We start from the raw sequence: 20,330 nt of genomic DNA, 5'->3' as shown, positions 1-20,330 counted from the left end.
TAGAAAATCAGTTGACTACACTTCCATTAATGGTAATGAAAGTAAAATAATTTCAGACAAAAAAATGTACCTTCGCCCCACTCAAAATCGCACCTAAAAAAGGGTAGACTTCTCCCTTGGACCATAGACAATTTTTTGAAAAAGGTTTGATTGGGGTTAAATTAGCTAGCTATCGGCAAGGAAAGCTGTTCCACTTGGATTTCCTGTAATTTCCTTATAGCTTCAACATGATTTCCAGGTAAGACCGTATCTCGTATGTGTTTGATCATCCGTTGAATGAGTCGAAACAAATCTCTCATGATGAAGAAAGATTGGACTCTCTTGGTGGTCTTTACTGGCACCTTTTTATGTCGCATCACAGAATCGAGCTGATTCGATTCATGTGCAAAAGATAGCTCCACTTGCTTACGAAAGTTTAACATCCGTTCTTGAAGCTCTGACCCTTGTGGAACTGGACCATAGAAGAATGGGTTTTCTTCAAAGGTGAAACCGAATTGCTTATTACAAGTAGCCTGTAATGGACAGGACATACATTTGGTTTCGTCACCATGAAACCAAGACGTATAGGTTTCCTTCTCAAATCCATCCCATAGGAGTTCATGGCCAGCTTCACATTCAGGCTTTCCTTCTGATGAACAAGTTTCAGGGATGACCGTATTCTTTTTGAAATCTGTTACGACGGCCACATCATGTTTATGTAAAGATTCTATCTGGTGTTCGGCACTGAAATAGCCTAAATCTGCCACAAGATACTCTACCTTCAAATCACCGATTTCTTTTAGTTTTTCAACCAACGGAAGAAGAACATCGACATCGTGAGTATCTGGTGGAAGAATAATAGACAAGAGAACAACAGGACCCGAGGGTGCGGGGCAAACAATCGAATGTTTTCGATAGCCAATAAAAAATTTATTCTGATTGGCTTTATTCCGCTGAACGCCTACTTTGGCATCGGGATCCGAATACGTTTTGTCGCATTCACATGTCTCTTTATCTTCACAAGCACAACGTTTCTTTTTATAGCCATTCACGTGAGCAAAGACGGGTCTAGAATCAATTCCCGCAAGAGTTGGTTCTAAAAAACCATCCAGTTTCAGGGCCTGACCAATGAAATCGAATAAGATTTTATAAAAGTGCTCGGGTGTCAGAGTATGACGAAAATGAGTCAAGCTCGAATGAACAGGAACATCCTTTATGTTTGGAGTGCCGATGAAGTTGCGCCATGCCTGATTCTTAGGGTCCTTCAGCTGTCTGCAGAGCTCTCTAAAAGACGTGATCTCAGGCCGTGTAAAGTACAAATAATGCATACGAAAATACGTCCTAGCATCAATAGGCGGGCGACCACCGCCTTTATATAATGGTTTCATTTTTTCCAAGACAATAGAATCATCAACATGATCAATATAATCTATCAATTCCACATCGAAACCGAGTGTGTTATAGTAGTGGTAAGGAAGCAGTTCTAGCTGCATATCCATGAAAATGCACCTCGCAAATTGGTATTTTTGGTTGATTCGTTACTTCCATTTTACCATTTTTCGCTAAGGTGCATTTTTATTTTTTTTCGGATTTTATGGCTTTTTGAACAAGCTCTTCTAGAAAATTATTTTAAAAAAGGAGGAAGGCATGCAAAAAAATCATTGGTTTAAAACAGGATTTCTGTCATTTGCCGCAAGCCTGTTTTTAATCGGGTGCGCTAGCGAACCGACAACGGAACAGGAAGAAAACGTAGGTGACGCTGGAGCTGAAGTCATAGGCGACAGCGGAGGGGGTGACCTCATACTCGGTGTCTTATCTGACATCTCCATGTTGGACCCTCATACGTCCAGCGATGTTCCTTCGGGAGCGGTGCAATCCAACATTTATGAGACGCTCGTCAAATTTAATTCCGACATGGAATTAGAACCGTTACTCGCGGAATCTTGGGAAGCCGTCGAGGATGATGTTTGGGAATTTAGATTACAAGAAGGCGTCACCTTTCACGATGGCTCTGACTTTAACGGAGACGTAGTGAAAGCAAATATCGAGCGGATCTTGGATGAAACGACTGCATCGCCACGGGCGATCTTGTTTGAAATTATAGAGGAAATTGAGGTCATCGATTCTCATACTGTCCGTATGAAAACGGAGCAACCCTTTGCTCCCCTCCCAGCCCACTTTGCTCACTATGCATCGAGCATGATTTCACTGAAAGCTATCGAAGCCGATCAAGCAGCGGTTGAAAGTGGTGAACAGCCAGGAACCTATATCAATGAACACCCTTATGGAACAGGCGCCTTCACCTTCGAAAACTGGAACCCAGGAAGCGAAGTGGTCCTCTCCCGTTTCGACGACTATTGGGGCGAGCCCGCACACGTTGACACAGCCACGTTCCGCGTCATTCCAGAAGATTTAACGAGGTTAGCAGAGTTAGAAACAGGCGGCGTACATATTATTGATCCTATTCAGGCGAGTGATCGCGCTCGCGTAGAAAACACCGACGGGATGAATCTTTATCAACGAAACGCCGCAAGTATTACGTATATGGGCTTTAACGTTCAAAAAGAGCCGCTAGATGATGAATTGGTTCGTCAAGCGATCGCCCTTGCATTAGATAAAGATGCTATGCTGCAAGGTGTATTGGACGGCACAGGAGAGCCTGCTGTCGGTCCACTTAATGAAACGAACTTTGGATTCAGCTCAGAGGTTGCAGGGATTGAGCAAGATGTAGAGCGTGCCAGAGAATTGCTAGCTGAGGCTGGATATGAAGAAGGCTTTTCCACAACCATTTGGACCAATGATAACCGCGAGCGAATGGACATTGCCGAGATCGCTCAAGCGAACCTTGCCGATGTTGGCATTGATGCCAACATTGAAGTGGTCGAATGGGGAGCGTACCTCGAATTGACAGGCTCCGGTAATCATGACCTATTCATCTTAGGGCTTTCGTTAGGAACGGGGGATGCCGACTATCCGATGCATATGCTGTTCCACTCAGAAAATATCGGGGAAACGGGAAACCGTTCCTTTTTCCAAGATGAAGCATTCGATGCTATGTTGCATGAAGCGCGAATTGAGCAAGATGAAGAGACCCGCTTGCAAATGTATGTGGAAGCGACAGAATATTTAAATGAAAAAGTGCCAACGGTCTTCCTTTATCATCCAGATCACCTTATGGGCTATCGTGATGAAGTCCAAGGCTTTTGGGCCGATGCCTCCGGGATTTACCAACTTCAGGATGTGTCACTTGAGCAGTAAAAAAGCGTAAGCCCCCATGATCCAAGGATAACTGATCATTGTGGAAGTCACCATAAACGAACGGGCCGCCCCTTGTCGACTTGACGAGGAGCGGCCTGTTTCTAACTCTCTATGATTATTTTTTTAAATCGAGCACGACAAATTCATCAGGATGTTTAATGAGTGGGAAATGAAACTTTTCCTTATGACGTTTCCCCGTTAGCTCCACTTGTTTTCCATAGTGTTCCGGGTTAGACACTAAGCCAAACGCTGTTCGATCCGTTCCTTTTAACTGAACGAGCAACATCTTCTTCACATCCGTCTCATTTGGATCATCTGCAATGAGCACGTTGTGGTCATTGTAAGCACCAGATTGCACAGCCACATGGTTTTTATTCCGAGCGTTGCCGACAATATAGCCTTTCACCTTCACAACTTCCCGATCCAATTCGATCGCTTCTGCAACGGAAAGATATTCAGACGATTCTTGCTCAAAGACGACAATGTCATCTGCTTGGCGTGGTTTCACCTGAGGGGTCCCTCGGAATTGACTAGAAACACCCGTAATGGTGACAACCTCCCCTTCCGTAAAGGTAAACTCATCATAAACAAGCCCTGTCCGATTGTCGACGCGAATTAATACTCGCTCACTCCCACGAACCGCCTCAAATTCAAACGTGCCAAAATTGTTTACTTGGCGAAGATTCTCAATCGTAACTCCATCCAACTGTACGAGCTGCCCTTCATTTTCGAGTGAAACAGCTTCTGGTGTCACAGGAAGTGGTTTCGGTACATCCCTACTTCCTACAATGTTAATCGATGACGGATTCGATAATTGAAGCTCTCCATTAAATTCATCCATCGTCCCAGCCACTTGAACGATGTCTCCAACATTCACCTCTACATCAAACTGATAAACGTAAAGACCACCTGTTTCATCTTGAACGTAAAATCCTTTTGCTCCCCATGCCCCAGGTGTTGACGTCACAACCCCTTCTACAACGACACGTTCTCCGCGCTCCAACGCTCGGGCTTCAGCGATCGAAATCACCTCTTGCGAATCACCATCCCCTGGATCTGGGTAATCGGAAGGATCGGCAAACGTAAACGCCGTAGGATTACGCATACCAGGAGTAGAGAAATACGTATCGAGAGCCCCAGTAATCATCACAAACTCTCCTAAGTTTCCAGGATGAGAGACGAGATTTAGCCCTGTACGTACCGTACTTCCTGACGGTAGCTGAACCGGCAACATTTTGGTTCGGTCGGTTTCATCTGGTGAATCAGCTAACAGTAAGTTTGACGGAGCATGATTTCCTTCACCGATAACCGGACTTCCATTAATCGAGCCGACAATATACCCGCGTACAGTCGCTTCCCCTTGATTGTGGGCAATCGCTTGTGCAACTGTGATCGTTCCCTTCGGATCGTCTGGAAGTGCTGCTCCTTCAATCCGGATGCGCTCCCCTTCTACATAATCAATCGGATCACTCTGTCCTTTAACATAAGTAACGACAGCCTCCCAAACCGTCCCTAACCCATCATCAACGACTTGATCACTTAGCTGGTAAAAGCCCGTTCCGTGCATATAGTCATTGTAAGCGACAACGTATTCCTTTGACGGATCAAGTGGCGTACCGTCTTCTAAAACGATCTCTACATCTTGAAAACCATCCCCTTGTCCGTTCGGAATGAGCGTGTACGTTAGACCCGCTGCCTGCAAGTCAACCCGTTGATGATGCGAAGACTGACTGAGGATGACTTCTTTAATTTTTTCTCCAGTCGCCCGAACGACCACAATTTCATTCCCGAAACGATCCAGCGCCTCAATTTGTTTATCGGTTATATTGCCTGGTGGGATTTCCCCTGTAACAGACGAGCCGTCTAGCAACGCAAGATCGGCATCAGAAATCTCACGAATGGCATCTGTATATAAGTTCCCGATCCCTACATCCACTTTGTTTTTATTATGGGAGTATAAACCGTTAGTCGTGGAGCCGATCACCTCACCTGGCATCGGTCCGCTCGGATCAATCGTAACCTTAATTCGGCCTTCACTCGAGTAGTTTAACTTTTCTCCAGCAGCCGTCCGTTCTTTCGCATAGTCGATCATCGCATTTGTCATTAATCCAACATACGGCTCAAGAATCTCTCCATCGAACTCATAGCCAGAGCCGCCTGTGCCAATGTAATCAGGAACGGCGACACGATATGTGGCTTCTTCATCGATCGGTTCCCCATCAACCGTAACACGAACATCGATAAAATTTCCGACAGGGCCCGCAACGATTTCGTATGACAAGCCAGAGATTTGCAAATCAATTTGATTCCGATCACCACGGGAATACGAGTAAGCGAGAACATCCTTAATCGCTTTCCCTGTCATTTCAAACAACATGATCTCGTTTGCAAACGGCTCGATCCGATAAATGTCACCGACGGTCACCTCGCCTGGGGCGATACTATCGCGGATCCCACCATTGTTCGTCACGGCCACATCCGCTTGCGCGTAGATGCGCATCGCATCGGTCCAAAAGTTTCCGAGCGGGGCATCTGCTTCATAACGGCCATCGCGAGAAAGTCCCGTATCTGATACACCGATGACTTCACCTAACAGTTCGTCCATTTCACTGTTATAGTGATCGATAATCGCTTGTGCCTCATCATCGACTTCTGTTAACTCACTCACTGCTTGGAGGGACCCTTCAACAGACACGACTTCATTTGTCTGTTCATCTAGCTCAAGTACCACTTTACCCACATTCGTCAAATTCGCACCACTTTGTACGATTGGTGTGCCGTTGACGTATTGTGGAGAAGTTAGAGTCGTATGAGAATGTCCCCCAATGATAAGATCAAAATAGTCCACTTGTTCAGCTAGCGCACGGTCTGCACCGTACCCGATATGGGTTAATGCGATAATAACGTCAGCCTGTTCTTTTAACTCATCCTCATATCGTTTCGCGACCGCTGCATAGTCTCTTTCAAATTCAAGACCAACAATACCAGCCGGTGCTGTCGATGGCGGTGCTTCTGTTAAGGCAAACACAGCAACCTTGATCCCGTCCACATCAAAAAGTTGATAAGGATCTGGTTGTTCAATCGGAATCGACGGATCCACCACCTTCATATTAGCCGAAAGCCATGGAAAGTTTGAATCGTTTACCCGCTCGGCAAAAGCGTCCTGCCCATAATCAAACTCATGATTACCAATAACCATCGCATCCAAGCCGGCCACATTTAGTAGCTCGACAATCGGTTTTCCATGATTCAAGTCGACAACAGGGTTCCCACTGAAAATATCCCCTGCATCTAAATATAAAAAGTGTTCCGCTTGTTCCCGTTCTGCCTTAATATAAGCTGATGCTTTCCCGTACCCATCAATCCTTGCATGAATGTCATTCGTATAGACGATTGTCAATTCATGGTCACTGCTAGCACCCGCTTGCGCCAGCATCGGAGCCGCATTCGTAAACAGCGACGTAAATGTTAGCAAAAAGGCACTGATGACGATGAATGTCGTTCGCCAAGCATGTCGTAAACCACCCATATTTCCAACCTCCTATGTATGTTTTCAATCAACGCAATGCCATACGGGGGACAGGCATCTTCTTTAAGTGTAAATGGAAAACCGTTTCAGGTGATTGAAGATCCGTAAATTTTTTGTAAAACCGTTAGAATTAAGCCTTTAGTTTTGGCATCCAATTGCTTCCCATAAGGTCTTTTTCACTTAGAAAATGGATAATGATTGGCATGTTCGATCAGTGGATTGTAGTTATAATAGAGTATGTTCTCGTTTTTCAGAAGTCTCGGCGCTTTTCGCTCGGCTTTTGCTCAATCTCTTGTAAAAACCGACGAACATCTGAGCGGGAACGAAAGATAATCACGTTCTTCTCTCGAAGAAGCTCAGTTAATGCTCGTAAAATGTGCGGTCTTTTCCTTCGTCGGTAAGTGGCGACCCATTTGATGAATATCCAATCGAGCTTCTCTATACAGCCTTCCCCCATATCAGAACGGGATTGCCCATGATACATGAGCCGTCGCTTTAAAATGCCATACAGCGTCATATACGTCGGAAAATCGAAGTAAATCACAGTATCACAGGCCGCAAAGCGAATCTCTAATGTCGCTCCGTAATTGCCGTCAATGATCCATTCCTCCCCTTGTACCCATTGCTTCTGCATGACTGCGATTTCCTCTGTCGTAGACGGAACCCAGCCTCGTTTCCAAAAATGGGCATCCAAATGAATAAGCGGTAAGCCTGTTCGTTCGTGCAACTGCTTAGCAAATGTCGATTTTCCCGCTCCACCTGGACCTATTATCATTACTCTTTTCATCCGTTCTCCTCCTCATGAAATGTTGCACAAACAGATCGCGAAAAAAAAGATCCTCTCAGTAAATGGATCGTTCAAGGTCAGTTTCTTTTTGCCGAATGAAGCGGTTGCTTTTGTTCAATTGCCTGCTTAAGCGCTTGCTGCATGTATCCAATACCCGAGTAGCTGAGTAGAGGGCACTCAACAGTGGCCTGCGGAAAACAAGCTTCAACGATTGGCCGGTATTTTTTCCCCGTTAGAAGAACAACATAGGGAACGGAATCGAGCTTTTTTTCATGAACCTGCTCGGTTAATTGATCAAGCGTGATAACGCCAGAATGTGTGTGGGAGAATGACACATCATATGGACCGTCGACCACATCATCTGGGAACAAAAAACCGTGCTTTGCTGATAAGATCACCCAATGGTCGAAAAACCGTTCGGCGTACATGGCACAAAGCCGGTGAAGCGTTCCAATATATGCTTCACTTGCTGCAACAGGGCCTATATCTTCTTGTTTATCCCAAATTTTCTTGTTTCCACACGGAATGATACAAAGGGTGTTCATGAGCGATAGATGGTCCACCTTCCTATATCTTTAAAACCGAGTCGTTTATAGATTCGGCCTGCTACTGGATTATCGTAAAAAAGACAAACGGTTTTTCCTTCAGCGAGCAAGTCTTCACAAAGGGCACTCATACAGCGAGACGCCAGTCCTTGGTTGCGATAGTCAGGATGTGTGCACACACCGACGATCATCGCCGAACGTGAATTTTCGGCTGCAGTCGAGGCGGAAGCGATGATCTTCCCGTCCTCCTCTACATAATACGTTCGACTAGCCCCTTTTTCCATTGACACTTTCATCTGCTCTTTTCCATTATCGTTTTGCGCAAAATCATCAATCTGATCATGTAAAGCTAACAGACGGTTCAGATCATCTACCGACAAATGCTGTACACCATTGCGATCGCTTAATTCCTTTGCGGATTGGAGCTCACATAAGTATAGCTGGCGTTTCTGTCCGAGCTTCGGAATGACGCCGTTTTCAAAACGTTCAACGATGTCACTTCGCCCTGAAACTTCGAACTTTCCAGTGTGTTCGTTCACGATTTGCGCGAACCGGTGATGATCCCAATCAGACTCCCCATAAACTAAAAAGGATTGAAAGTACCGGAGCATCGCTGCCACAAGCTCCCCTCGCTTATTAAACTCACCCCATATTTGTTGAAATTCCGTCTCCACCCCAAATGTTTCTACATCGCCGATGATAAACAAATTGACGGCCGGTTCTTTTCCGGCGAAGGCGAGCAATTGCTCACGGTCTTTTTCTGTTAATGGTCTCAACATCTTCTTCCTCTCCCTCCCTTTTGAAGGAAAAGTATACCACAAATTTTGTTTTATTTGAGCAAACCTGTTTCTTTTTTTACAATGGAGGCAAGAGGAGGGGATCAACCGATGAAAAAACGGCAGCTTGGTACGTCAGATTTGCATGTAAGCGAGCTTGGCTTTGGCTGTATGTCTCTCGGGACAGATGAGACGGAAGCACTTCGGATAATGGATGAAGTGTTGGAGCTTGGCATTAATTATTTGGATACAGCCGATCTTTACAATCAAGGCTTAAACGAGAAATTTGTTGGAAAAGCGCTGAAAGGACGCAGGCAAGACATCATTTTAGCGACAAAGGTAGGTAACCGTTTTGAGCAAGGGAAAGAAGGCTGGTGGTGGGACCCGTCAAAGGCGTACATAAAAGAAGCGGTAAAGGATAGCCTGAGACGCCTACAAACAGATTATATTGATTTGTATCAGCTCCATGGAGGAACAATTGATGACCCTATTGATGAAACCATTGAAGCTTTTGAGGAGTTAAAACAGGAAGGCGTCATCCGCTATTACGGCATCTCTTCGATTCGGCCAAATGTAATCAAGGAATATCTTAAACGTTCAAACATTGTGAGCATTATGATGCAATACAGTATTCTTGATCGGAGACCAGAGGAATGGTTCCCACTCATTCAAGAGCACGGCGTCAGCGTGGTCGTTCGTGGTCCTGTTGCTAGAGGGTTGCTCAGTAGGCGTCCACTTCCAGAAGGAGAGGGATACTTAAATTATCGCTACGATGAACTGAAATCACTCCGAGAATCTCTTCCTACGGACCGACCACTCCACGAGCTTGCCTTACAATATTGCTTAGCTCATGACGTTGTCGCTACCGTAGCCGCTGGGGCTAGCTCGATCGACCAAGTAAAAGCGAACGTACAGGCTGTGGAAGCAACTCCGTTAACGGCAGAAGAACGTCAGCACATTCAAAAGCTTGCGAAAGCAGCCGTTTACGAACAGCACCGAGAGTAACACCTTTGAAACTCCGGATAAAAACAACCTGAGCCTATGATTGACTCAGGTTGTTTTTCATTATCCTTGCAGTCCTTGTTTCACCCATTCAGCGACTTGGATCGTCCGCTTCGCTTGGTGAGCGACTGCCGCTTTTACGTCCTCTTTCATGTTCCCTTCTTGATCAACTGTGACACTTGTGCCGTACGGGTTTCCGCCGGCAGCAAATGTTTCAGGTGCTGTATAACCTGGAGCAGCTACGATAGCGCCCCAATGATACATCGTTGTATAAAGGGAAAGAACGGTTGCTTCCTGTCCACCATGGGCATTACTGGCACTAGCCATGGCACTTACAACCTTATTCGCTAGTTTTCCTTCAAACCAAAGCCCGCCCGTCGTATCTAGGAACGCTTTCACTTGTGAAGGGACATTTCCAAACCGAGTCGGGATACTAAACATGATCGCATCTGCCCAAACTAAGTCATCGAGCGTTACCGCCGGTACGTCTTTCGTAGCGTCAACGTGAGCACGCCAAGCTGGATTCGAATCGATCGCAGCATCTGGTGCAGTCTCAGCCACCTTAAGCACTTTCACTTCGGCCCCCGCTTCTTTAGCTGCCTCTTCCGCCCACTGGGCAAGCTGATAGTTTGTTCCTGTGGAGCTGTAATAGATAATCGCCAATTTTGTCATTGCTACATCCTCCTTTGGATTCGATTGTTTTCCGAAAAGCTTTTCTAAAAAGCCCATCGCATACACCTCATAATAGGAAGTTTTTTTCTGAACTCCCGCTGTGTTTTTCTTACATAATCATTATGCCCAATCACTTTTTTCAATAAAAGTACGCACTTTTTTGTAAGCTAGTTTCCCCGAAGATACTATTAGGCTGGCGCAACGCATTCAAGCTGCAAAAATGATTCATTTATGTTATCCTTTTTACAAGTTACTTTCTTTTAATAAGTAATAATCGTGAGGAGGTTCAAAATGGGTAAAAAATGTACTGGCGTTGAAAAGACGTTGGCCGTCGTTTCAGGGAAATGGACATCCATGATTCTATACCACCTCTACACCAATGAAAAACTTCGATTTGGCGAATTAAGGCGAGCGCTTCCAGGGATCACGCAAAAAATGCTAACATCCGACCTACGGGAATTAGAGAAGCACCGAATCATCGAACGAAAAGTGTATCCACAAGTCCCGCCGAAGGTTGAATATTGTATTACAGACCATGGAAAAACCCTCCTCCCCCTTCTAGAGCAAATGGATGAATGGGGGGATGCCCATGCCCAGCAAACTCTAGACCCTTCGGCATCAACAATACACTCGATTTAAGAAATTAAAAAACTCCGCCTTGTTTGGTCATTTTGACAAAGTGGAGTTTTTTTCGTAAGTAAAATATGCTATAGTGTACTAAAGTAAAATATAATATACATACAAAGGACGTGATGCGCATGAAGGAAATTCTTCTCGGGATTGTGGCGTCCATGTTTTTTGCTGTTACATTTGTGTTAAATCGAGCAATGGAGCTTTCTGGCGGTAGCTGGATCTGGAGCGCATCGCTTCGTTTTTTCTTTATGCTTCCCTTTTTGTTTCTAATCGTTCTGTTTCGTCGTAACGTGAGAGAAGTGTTTAGCGACATTAAAAAACACCCGCTCCCTTGGCTTGTGTGGAGCTTTTGTGGGTTCGTGTTGTTTTATGCACCGATCACTTACGCGGCTGCATCGGGACCAGGCTGGCTCGTGGCAAGCACGTGGCAATTCACAATTGTCGCAGGGGTTTTGCTCACCCCCTTATTTGTTACAAAACAAGGAGAAACAATCGTACGGCAAAAGCTACCGCTCCGAGCCTTGATCATTTCGTCGGTTATTTTCGTTGGCATTGTCATCATTCAAGCCCAGCACATCAGCTCATTATCCTTGCATCATGTAGTTGTCGGCGTCTTCCCCGTACTCGTGGCTGCCTTCGCCTATCCGCTCGGTAACCGAAAAATGATGGCGCTGTGTAGCTCCCGCCTTGACACGTTCCAGCGCGTCTTCGGGATGACGCTCATGTCGCTACCGTTTTGGGCAATTCTATCAATCTATGGCTTCGTTACCGTTGGCCCACCGGCTAGCAACCAGTGGCTACAAACCTTCATTGTTGCCATTAGCTCCGGTGTAATCGCCACGACCTTATTTTTTATTGCTACCGACCGGGTAAGAAAGCAGGAAACAAAATTAGCAGCAGTGGAAGCCACCCAGTCAACGCAAGTCTTATTCGTCATTCTCGGTGAAGTGTGGCTGCTCGCCTCCCCATGGCCGAGCGGACTCGCCGTTATCGGTCTTGCCCTGATTATCGCCGGGATGATGGCCCATAGCTTCTTTTCGAAAAGCGTCCCTCAAATGAAACGGAAAGCCGCCAGTTAGGTGGCTTTTTAGTTTATAGTGCATACAAGCAACACCCTTTGTTACGACACGCTTGCTTCATCCAAGAGAACGCTAGATAGATAACAATACATTAATACCAAGCTACGCCTCTGTAAACTGTACCATATGTATGCTGGGCTAAGGGGATTTCGCCAACTTAAAGAAGAGTGAAAAAAGAGGGCCTCCATCTGTTGGAGCTCCCTCGTTGAACCATTATGCCATCACCTTGCAAATATCATTTGAGAAGGCGACCGGATCTTCCACTGGTAATCCTTCAATGAGTAGTGCCTGATTGTACAAAAGCTTCGTATATAAATCGACTTTATCTTTATCTGACTCAAATGATGCCTTCAATACATCGAACACGTCATGGTTCACATTGATTTCTAACACTTTTTCTGCTTGAACGTTTTGATTATCAGGCATCGCTCGGAGTACCTTCTCCATTTCAATTGATACTTCCCCCTCTGCAGTAAGGCACACAGGATGGGATTTCAATCGTTTGGAGGCTCGAACATCTTTCACTTTGCCGTCTAAAATGGTTTTCATATGTTCAAACAGCTCTTTCTGTTCGTCCGTGTCAGCGGCAGTATCCTTCTGCTCGTCATCTTCGAATCCTAAGTCACCACTTGAGACAGAACGGAATTCTTTTTCTTTATAGCTAGCTAACATTTTAATCGCAAACTCATCCACATCTTCTGTGAAATATAAAATTTCATATCCCTTATCTGCGACCATTTCCGTTTGCGGCAATTTCTCAATCCGAGCATAGGATTCCCCTGTCGCATAGTAAATATACGGCTGGTCTTCTTTCATGCGAGACACATATTCGTCTAAAGTGACCATTTTCTTCTCCGTCGAAGAGTAGAAAAGGAGCAAATCTTGTAAGTCCTCTTTATTGGCACCAAAATCACTGTACACCCCATATTTTAATTGGCGACCAAATGAACGGTAGAATTGCTCGAATTTCTCCCGTTCGTCCTTTAATAACGTCTTTAAATGGCTCGTAATCTTGTTTTTAATATTTTTCGCAATTAACTTTAACTGCCGGTCGTGCTGAAGCATTTCACGTGAAATGTTGAGCGATAGATCCTCAGAGTCGACCATTCCTTTCACAAAGCTATAATAATCTGGAAGGAGGTCAGGGCATTTCTCCATAATGAGCACACCGTTCGAATAAAGCTCGAGGCCCTTTTCAAATTCTTTCGTGTAATAATCAAATGGAATGTTTTCTGGAATGAAAAGAATCGCGTTATATCGAACAGCCCCATCGACGCTAATATGGATATGCTTTAACGGTTGGTCAAAGCCGTACCGTTTTTCATGATAAAAGTTAGTGTAGTCCTCGTCTTTAAGCTCGTTTTTATTTTTCCGCCAAATTGGCACCATGCTGTTAATCGTTTGTTCCTCAATGACGTCCTCATATTCGTCCTCGGTACCTTCCTTAAGCTCACGCTTCGTTACATCCATTTTGATCGGATAGCGGATGAAGTCAGAATACTTCTTAATAATGCTCTGTAGTCGGTACTCTTCTAGGAACTCATCGTACGATTCATCCTCCGTGTTTTCCTTGAGCTTTAACGTAATTTCTGTTCCGACTGACTCTTTAGCAATCGGTAGAATCGTATAACCATCCGCACCGGTAGATTCCCACTGATAGCCGCTTTCCTCTCCTAATGCTTTCGTTGTAACGGTAACCTTATCTGCGACCATAAATGCTGAGTAAAAGCCAACCCCAAACTGACCAATAATGTCATGTCCGTCTTTACTTTCGTTCTCGGTTTTAAAGGCAAGCGACCCACTTTTAGCAATCGTTCCGAGGTTGCTTTCAAGCTCCTCTTTCGTCATCCCAATTCCCGTATCACTTACCGTTAACGTCCGATCCTCTTTGTTAGCCGTTACTTTAATAAAATAATCATCCTTGTTAAACGTGATCGAATCATCGCTTAATGCTCTGTAGTAAATTTTATCAATCGCATCACTCGCATTTGAAATGAGCTCTCGCAAGAAAATTTCCTTTTGCGAGTAAATGGAGTTAACCATCATTTCTAACAGCCGTTTCGATTCCGCTTTAAACTCTTTTCTCTCCATGGCACTATCTCCTTTCAATGACTAAGATTCATTTAAAAATTCGCTTGCTACTACACCTATGAGTACAAATGGTACCCTTTTTGATTGTGCAAGAAATCGTTAGCACTTGTAAGCAACGAGTGCTAACGATTATTTGATAGCATACCGTCCTAAAACATGTCAAGCCGTCTAGGAAAAAAAACTATGACCGTTGTTTGCGCAAAAGCCTTAATGATGGAAGCGCTCGCTTTTGTTCTCAACTAATTTTTATGTAAAATGAGAAAAGGCCGCCTGACCGTCATGAAGTATGACGTTAAGCCGCCTTTTACTCGTTACTACTCTTTCGGAAGAGAGATTTCTGCTACCTTTGCTAAATCTTGGGCATTTCGACTAATTTCCTGCATGGTGGCAGCAAACTCCTCGATTGAACCAGCCTGTGTATCTGTCAGCTGGTGAATCTCGGAAAACGCTTCGTTTAGCTTTTTTAATAGATCCTGTATCGTATTTGTAATATCGTTAATTTGACTGACGTTTTCTTTTGAATTGGTCGCAAGCTTCCGAATTTCATTCGCCACGACAGAAAAGCCTTTTCCTGACTCTCCCGCACGTGCTGCTTCAATGGCCGCGTTAAGGCCTAGAAGGTTACTTTGGTCGGAAATACCTCTTACAACCGAGGAAATTTCCCCAATTTGCTCCGCGCTCACACTCACATTTTTCATATGAGAAGATACATCAGTGACCTGCTCTGTCAGCTTTGTCACAGAATCGCTTATCTCTTCAATGGAAGCGGCCGTCTCTTCCACGATGGCAGAAAAGCTCTCTGCCATTTCAAACAGCTTGTTCGCTTTTTCTAAGCTTGTTCCCATTCCGACACCGCCAATGACCTTGCCCTTCGAATCATGGAGCGGAATCGCTTTGGCGATCAAAGGAAAGCCGAACAGCTCTTTTGGCACAATCGCTGCACGCTCAGCGTTGTGCCGAATCGCTTCTGTAATAATATCTCCTTCCGCAAGCGGGTCCCCCGGCTTTACATTGAGGGAAAAGGTTTTGGCAGGAATATTGATGATCAGTTTTTCTGTATCATAAACCCCGACCGTAATGTCATCCTGAACTAATTGATTTAAAAACGGGGCTACCTTTACAAATGCTTCCAACAGATCCTGTTTCGTATCTTTTTCCATAAGTTCGCTCATCTTCTTCATCAACCCTCTTTTTTTAATATGGGAAAACCCGTTGACTATAGTGAACTGATACCCATTTTAATGTCGTAAATTCTTCTAAGCTCCACTCACCGTTCAATCGTCCCAGCCCAGAATGTTTTTCCCCGCCAAAAGCAACAATCGGCTCGTCATTGATCGTAATGTCATTTACATGAATCATTCCTGTTTGAATACGTTTAGCGATTTCAACGCCACGTTCCACATTCGCAGTATGAATGGCGCCGCTAAGTCCGTATTTTGTATCGTTAGCCATTTCAACCGCTTCCTCTTCCGTATCAAACGAAATGACGCAAACGACAGGACCAAAGAGTTCTTCCTGAGCAATCGCCATCTCCGGCGAGGCATCGATTAAAATGGTAGGTTCGACCATATTTCCATTAATAGCTCCATGTAAAACAGGCTTTGCACCTGCCGCTATTCCGCTCTCAATTGCTTGTTTAAGTGTTTCTGCTTGCCTGCTGTTCATAACAGGACCGATGACTGTTTCAGGGTCCCTTGGATCTCCTACTTTAAGCGAAGCGACTTTGGCTACGTAACGCTCAACAAACTCATCATATACATCTCTTTGGACGAAGATTCGGTTGGCCGACATACATATTTGGCCTTGATGAGTAAAACGACTAAATGTCGCAGCTTGAACCGCATAGTCAAGATCCGCATCAGCGAAAATAAGAAAGGCACTGTTGCCACCTAGCTCCAACAGCGGCTTCTTGAAATGCTTTACCGCGAGTTGACCGATGTGGCTACCGACATTCGTCGAGCCTGTAAATGAAATGATTCTAGGAATCGGATGCTCAACAAAAGCGTTGCCAATTTCATCAATTTCAGTCACGACGACATTTAAGAGCCCCTTTGGAACACCGGCCTCTTCAAAGATTTTGGCAATCAACGTTCCTCCGGTAATCGGCGTTTCTTCATGTGGCTTTAACACAACACCATTTCCAGCCCCTAAAGCCGGTGCCACCGATTTAACAGATAAAAAGAAAGGGAAATTAAAAGGACTAATAACACCCACGACCCCAGCTGGGACACGATACAGTCGATTTTCCTTCCCATTTTCCGTGGAAGGTAAAATCTTTCCTTCCATTCTTAGGGGAAAGGTGGAGGCTTCCTTGATCATGTTTTTTACAAGTCCGATTTCAAAAGCCGCTTTTAAACGTGTGCCACCTAATTCGTCGATAATGATTGCAACGATTTCCTCTTCATGTTCTTCGATGTAGGTAACGGCCCGTTCAAGAATCTCTCGCTTTCTATATGGATTCACAGTGGCCCATTCATTCTGTGCTTTTAAAGCTGCATGGTAAGCCGCGTCAACATCTGAATCTGTTGCGATTTGAAATTCAGCTAATACTTCTTGATTGTACGGATTTCGATCACGAAGTACCCGAGGGCTTTTTCCATCCCTCCATTCTCCATCAATGTACTGTTTATTTAAATCTTGGATGTTAAACATAGAAACCTCCTAGTCTTAAGTACCTACACTATTATTATCGGTTCATGAGGAAATTTTTTAACGGTTCATCGAATAATGACAGATTAGGAGATTGATGGGGAATAGGAAAAGGGCAAAGCATCCGCTTCAAAAACGTAGCGACTGGACCGTAACAATGAAGAGAAGGAAAGCTTTCAAGCCATTGCTGTCTGATCGTAGGGCTCTTTCGGGAAGCGCTTCGTGTTTCTCATCCTGCGCTAGATAGCTCTCGTTATACGTTCTTACCTACTAAAAAAAGCCTCTCACAATGAAGAGACTTTTTAATTTCACTATTTCAAGTTGAGACCTACCTCACGTCCTCAACGAGATGCTCATATCTATTTACACATGTAAAACCTCCCACCCTAAAATAGGCAGGAGGCACTGAATTTACCCAGCAAGGTCCCGTTTTCGATAGCCGATAAATCCGATCGCGGCTAAAATAGCGGCTAAGCCTGTCAACACAGACACTGATAAGATGTTTAGGTCTTCAACTGGTAGCTGAGGAATATGACCAAACGGCGAGAGCTGACCAAGCCATTCCGGAAATTGAAGCAGCCCTCCTAAATAAACGACAATGAAAGAATATCCTAAATAGAGCCAAGTGATCCCTGTCATTTGTGGAATAAGCCCTATGAGCAACATGGCAAGGCCAATCATCATCCACATGGCAGGCAAGTAGGCGAGTCCTGCTTGATAGAGCGTTCCTAATGAAATCGGCTCTTCCATAACTGAAGAAGCAGCGAGCCACAGTCCCGTTAGAGCTAGTAGAAGCATTAAAAATCCGAAGAGAACCGAGAGGACGAAATAACTCCCCATGACATGCATGCGAGAGACTGCCCGCGCAAGCAAGTGCTCCGTTCGATTCCGTTTTTCTTCCCCTTTCAGTTTTAACACGAACATGATTGGTGGTATAGTACAAATCATAGAAATAATTGACATAAGCATCGTTAAAAATTGCTCCGTTAACGTTAACCCTTCAATCGGCTCAAACGCTTGACGCATCATCTCATTATTGGCAAGAAAGGATTCTAAATCGCCAAAAATGGATCCATAGGAAGCACCCAAGATAAACATTCCGACCGCCCATGCAATGATGCTCGTGCGCTGTAATCTGAGTGCCAGACCAAACGGACTTTGTAAAAGCGGGGAGGCATTTTTCTTTCCTGGTTTCGATGGTAAAATTCCTGCCCCTAAATCTCGTCGGCGGTTTAAATAAAGGGCGACTCCCCCAATGATGAAAGCAATACCTACTGTCAGAAGCAGTGGCCACCAACGATTGTTCACATATACTTCTGTCCGCAAAATCCACCCTAGCGGTGAGAACCAAGATAAAGCCTCACTGCTTACATCCCCTATCGCACGGACTAAATACGCGACTCCTAACAGGGCAAAAGAGTATCCGATCGTGCCACGAGAACTTTCCGATAGCTGGGCAAAAAGGGCCGTGACCGCAGCAAAAAAGATTCCCGTTCCACCCAAAGCAGCTCCATATAAGAGAGAACCCTGCAAGTCTATACTCTCAATCCCTAACGAAAACAGACTAAATCCAATGATGACCGCCAAAAGAATGTTCGTGCCGAGCAAAACGACCATCGCTGCCATCACATTTGCTAATCGCCCAACGGGAAGGGAACGTATGAGTTCAACACGTCCTTCCTCCTCATCTGTACGCGTATGACGGGTGACGATTAATATGCTCATGATTGCGACAGCAATTGCAGTAAAAAGGAGCATTTGGTGCGCCATCATCGCTCCCTCTGTATAGTCGTCTAATCCATATCCTGGACCTACCATTGCCGTCATCGCAGGATTTTTCATTGTTTCTGCAATTGCTTGCCGCTCCTGATCTGATGAATAGAGCCCAGGAAACGCCGAGGCCGTTATAACCGTGATCGCCGTTAAACTTATTATCCAGATAGGCAAACGGATACGATCACGCCGGAGAATAAACGAGATCATGTTCGCTGTTTGCTCATACAGCTGCCCCCACATTACCCCTCACCTCCAGCTTGCGATGTTGGACTTTGGCCTGCCCCCTCATAATGGCGCATGAATAAATCCTCTAACGTAGGAGGCGCGCTTTCAAGTGTAATTAATCCGTACTGACTCACATATTTCATCACTTCATCCAAAGATTCGGCATCAACTTGGAAAGAAAAGCCCCCATTTTTTCGGCAAGATCATGGACACCTTTTTGTTCTTGTAAAGCTGGAATCGGTTGTTTCGTCTTCACGACTAAAGTGGTTCTTGTTAAGTGGCGGAGTTCATCTAATGTTCCCGTTTCAATCATTTCACCTTGACGAATAATCCCCACCTTATCACACAATCTCTCAACCTCAGATAAAATATGGCTGGAAAGAAGAACGCTTTTTCCTGCTTCTTTCGCCTCTAACACACATTCTTGAAACACCCGTTCCATGAGCGGATCAAGACCAGAGGTCGGTTCATCTAAAATATAGAGATCTGCTCCTGACGCAAACGCCGCGACTAAAGCCACCTTTTGCCGATTCCCTTTTGAATACGTTCGACATTTCTTCGAAGGATCAAGTTTGAATCTCTCAATAAAGTGATCGCGGCGTTTCTTGTCCACTGAACCACGCAGCTTCATAAACAAATCGATGACTTCTCCTCCTGTTAAGTTAGGCCAAAGGCTCACATCCCCCGGAACGTATGCAAGGTGCTTATGGATTTCTACAGCGTCACTCCATACATCCTTGCCAAAAATTTTTGCCTCTCCTTCAGAAGCCTTTAAAATCCCAAGCAATATACGAATTGTTGTCGATTTACCAGCACCATTTGGTCCGATAAAACCATAAATCTCTCCCCGCTGTACTTCACGTATTGTCAAAACTTTATATAAAAATAGGTTATTAAATCCTATGTTAGAGGGCTTTATAAGCAAAAAAATTGCCACCCCCTGATTTCTGTAGATAATTGAGGTTACCATAGACCCAATTCCAGAAAAGGAAGTGACAATTTGTACCCTCAAATTATAACCTATTTATTAACTTTTATAAACTATCAAGAACAAATTATTCGAACTTTGCTTACTCTTTTGATTGGAAAAAGCATGTTCGATAAACCAAAAGAAGCTCCTGTTAATCAGCCTTATCGAAAGCTTCAAATTGATGATTTACCTATCATTGAAAAACTAGAAAGGCTCGATTATCAGCTTTTATTAGCGGAACACCTTCAATCCAAAGGGAAACCGTTAAAACCAGTACAGCGACGAGCGAATTCTACGCCCGTACCGTCTACCTTATGTTGTCCGAAGTGTGGTGCTCCTTCTGCGTATTTGTACGCAAA

Annotated in this window: 14 protein-coding genes and 2 pseudogenes; 5 read left to right on the top strand and 11 right to left on the bottom strand. The window is 44.7% G+C overall.

The annotated features are described in order from the left end of the window. Positions 1-161 precede the first annotated feature (161 nt). The gene (locus tag E2L07_RS05465) at positions 162-1,478 is read right to left on the bottom strand and encodes a transposase (RefSeq protein WP_134228930.1); all 1,317 of its coding nucleotides are present in this window, start codon (positions 1,476-1,478) and stop codon (positions 162-164) included. 148 nt (positions 1,479-1,626) lie between these two features. Between E2L07_RS05465 and E2L07_RS05460 the strand changes: the two genes are divergently transcribed. Beyond that, positions 1,627-3,237 (top strand): glutathione ABC transporter substrate-binding protein, encoded by a 1,611-nt coding sequence (locus tag E2L07_RS05460; protein WP_134229040.1) that lies wholly within the window; start codon positions 1,627-1,629, stop codon positions 3,235-3,237. A gap of 115 nt (positions 3,238-3,352) precedes the next feature. Here the strand turns inward: E2L07_RS05460 and E2L07_RS05455 are convergent, their stop codons facing one another. The 4 genes from E2L07_RS05455 to E2L07_RS05440 form a co-directional block, all read right to left on the bottom strand. Continuing rightward, positions 3,353-6,766 (bottom strand): 5'-nucleotidase C-terminal domain-containing protein, encoded by a 3,414-nt coding sequence (locus tag E2L07_RS05455; protein WP_134229039.1) that lies wholly within the window; start codon positions 6,764-6,766, stop codon positions 3,353-3,355. A gap of 250 nt (positions 6,767-7,016) precedes the next feature. Beyond that, positions 7,017-7,553, bottom strand: coding sequence for a DNA topology modulation protein (locus E2L07_RS05450; protein ID WP_134229038.1), 537 nt, complete (start codon positions 7,551-7,553; stop codon positions 7,017-7,019). Positions 7,554-7,630: 77 nt separating this feature from the next. Next, positions 7,631-8,098 carry a DUF6884 domain-containing protein gene (locus E2L07_RS05445; protein ID WP_134229037.1) on the bottom strand — a complete coding sequence of 156 codons (468 nt, stop codon included), beginning with the start codon at positions 8,096-8,098 and terminating at the stop codon, positions 7,631-7,633. Continuing rightward, positions 8,095-8,877, bottom strand: a complete 783-nt coding sequence (locus tag E2L07_RS05440) for a GNAT family N-acetyltransferase (protein WP_134229036.1) — start codon at positions 8,875-8,877, stop codon at positions 8,095-8,097. Before E2L07_RS05440 ends, E2L07_RS05445 begins: the two co-directional genes overlap by 4 nt. A gap of 108 nt (positions 8,878-8,985) precedes the next feature. Between E2L07_RS05440 and E2L07_RS05435 the strand changes: the two genes are divergently transcribed. Next, a complete protein-coding gene (locus E2L07_RS05435; protein ID WP_134229035.1) occupies positions 8,986-9,879 on the top strand; it encodes an aldo/keto reductase in 894 nt (297 codons plus the stop codon). Positions 9,880-9,939: 60 nt separating this feature from the next. Here E2L07_RS05435 and wrbA read toward each other — a convergent pair whose 3' ends face one another. Beyond that, positions 9,940-10,605 (bottom strand): NAD(P)H:quinone oxidoreductase, encoded by a 666-nt coding sequence (wrbA, locus tag E2L07_RS05430; protein WP_050768963.1) that lies wholly within the window; start codon positions 10,603-10,605, stop codon positions 9,940-9,942. 234 nt (positions 10,606-10,839) lie between these two features. Here wrbA and E2L07_RS05425 point away from each other — a divergent pair, with 234 nt between their 5' ends. Then, positions 10,840-11,187 (top strand): winged helix-turn-helix transcriptional regulator, encoded by a 348-nt coding sequence (locus E2L07_RS05425; protein ID WP_010897179.1) that lies wholly within the window; start codon positions 10,840-10,842, stop codon positions 11,185-11,187. A gap of 119 nt (positions 11,188-11,306) precedes the next feature. Next, positions 11,307-12,260 (top strand): DMT family transporter, encoded by a 954-nt coding sequence (locus E2L07_RS05420; RefSeq protein WP_010897178.1) that lies wholly within the window; start codon positions 11,307-11,309, stop codon positions 12,258-12,260. Positions 12,261-12,473: 213 nt separating this feature from the next. On the opposite strand, the gene htpG is transcribed toward E2L07_RS05420, so the two are convergent. The 5 genes and pseudogenes from htpG to E2L07_RS05395 form a co-directional block, all read right to left on the bottom strand. Beyond that, positions 12,474-14,351, bottom strand: a complete 1,878-nt coding sequence (gene htpG / locus E2L07_RS05415) for a molecular chaperone HtpG (protein ID WP_053431791.1) — start codon at positions 14,349-14,351, stop codon at positions 12,474-12,476. A gap of 314 nt (positions 14,352-14,665) precedes the next feature. Then, positions 14,666-15,523 carry a methyl-accepting chemotaxis protein gene (locus E2L07_RS05410; protein WP_041821297.1) on the bottom strand — a complete coding sequence of 286 codons (858 nt, stop codon included), beginning with the start codon at positions 15,521-15,523 and terminating at the stop codon, positions 14,666-14,668. 22 nt (positions 15,524-15,545) lie between these two features. Continuing rightward, a complete protein-coding gene (yfmT, locus tag E2L07_RS05405; protein ID WP_134229034.1) occupies positions 15,546-17,003 on the bottom strand; it encodes a benzaldehyde dehydrogenase in 1,458 nt (485 codons plus the stop codon). A 408-nt stretch (positions 17,004-17,411) separates the two neighbouring features. Beyond that, positions 17,412-19,016, bottom strand: a complete 1,605-nt coding sequence (locus E2L07_RS05400; RefSeq protein ID WP_134229033.1) for an ABC transporter permease — start codon at positions 19,014-19,016, stop codon at positions 17,412-17,414. After that, positions 19,016-19,860, bottom strand: a pseudogene (locus tag E2L07_RS05395) (ABC transporter ATP-binding protein); the annotation flags it as partial. The pseudogene E2L07_RS05395 and the gene E2L07_RS05400, both read right to left, overlap by 1 nt. 141 nt (positions 19,861-20,001) lie before the next feature. On the opposite strand from E2L07_RS05395, the pseudogene E2L07_RS05390 reads away from it, so the two are divergent. Further along, positions 20,002-20,330 (top strand): annotated as a pseudogene (locus tag E2L07_RS05390) (DDE-type integrase/transposase/recombinase); the annotation flags it as partial.

The sequence above is a fragment of the Halalkalibacterium halodurans genome (assembly GCF_004376175.1).
GTDB classification, from domain to species: domain Bacteria; phylum Bacillota; class Bacilli; order Bacillales; family Bacillaceae_D; genus Halalkalibacterium; species Halalkalibacterium halodurans.
The sequence above is the reverse complement of the archived record's forward strand: the minus strand, read 5'-3'. Positions and strand labels throughout refer to the sequence as shown.

Coding starts and splice junctions, on each gene's coding strand:
- yfmT (WP_134229034.1), bottom strand. CDS start 17,003: ATGTTTAACATCCAAGATTTAAATAAACAGTACATTGATGGAGAATGG.
- E2L07_RS05420 (WP_010897178.1), top strand. CDS start 11,307: ATGAAGGAAATTCTTCTCGGGATTGTGGCGTCCATGTTTTTTGCTGTT.
- htpG (WP_053431791.1), bottom strand. CDS start 14,351: ATGGAGAGAAAAGAGTTTAAAGCGGAATCGAAACGGCTGTTAGAAATG.
- E2L07_RS05425 (WP_010897179.1), top strand. CDS start 10,840: ATGGGTAAAAAATGTACTGGCGTTGAAAAGACGTTGGCCGTCGTTTCA.
- E2L07_RS05400 (WP_134229033.1), bottom strand. CDS start 19,016: ATGTGGGGGCAGCTGTATGAGCAAACAGCGAACATGATCTCGTTTATT.
- E2L07_RS05435 (WP_134229035.1), top strand. CDS start 8,986: ATGAAAAAACGGCAGCTTGGTACGTCAGATTTGCATGTAAGCGAGCTT.
- E2L07_RS05440 (WP_134229036.1), bottom strand. CDS start 8,877: ATGTTGAGACCATTAACAGAAAAAGACCGTGAGCAATTGCTCGCCTTC.
- E2L07_RS05455 (WP_134229039.1), bottom strand. CDS start 6,766: ATGGGTGGTTTACGACATGCTTGGCGAACGACATTCATCGTCATCAGT.
- wrbA (WP_050768963.1), bottom strand. CDS start 10,605: ATGGGCTTTTTAGAAAAGCTTTTCGGAAAACAATCGAATCCAAAGGAG.
- E2L07_RS05465 (WP_134228930.1), bottom strand. CDS start 1,478: ATGGATATGCAGCTAGAACTGCTTCCTTACCACTACTATAACACACTC.
- E2L07_RS05445 (WP_134229037.1), bottom strand. CDS start 8,098: ATGAACACCCTTTGTATCATTCCGTGTGGAAACAAGAAAATTTGGGAT.
- E2L07_RS05410 (WP_041821297.1), bottom strand. CDS start 15,523: ATGAGCGAACTTATGGAAAAAGATACGAAACAGGATCTGTTGGAAGCA.
- E2L07_RS05460 (WP_134229040.1), top strand. CDS start 1,627: ATGCAAAAAAATCATTGGTTTAAAACAGGATTTCTGTCATTTGCCGCA.
- E2L07_RS05450 (WP_134229038.1), bottom strand. CDS start 7,553: ATGAAAAGAGTAATGATAATAGGTCCAGGTGGAGCGGGAAAATCGACA.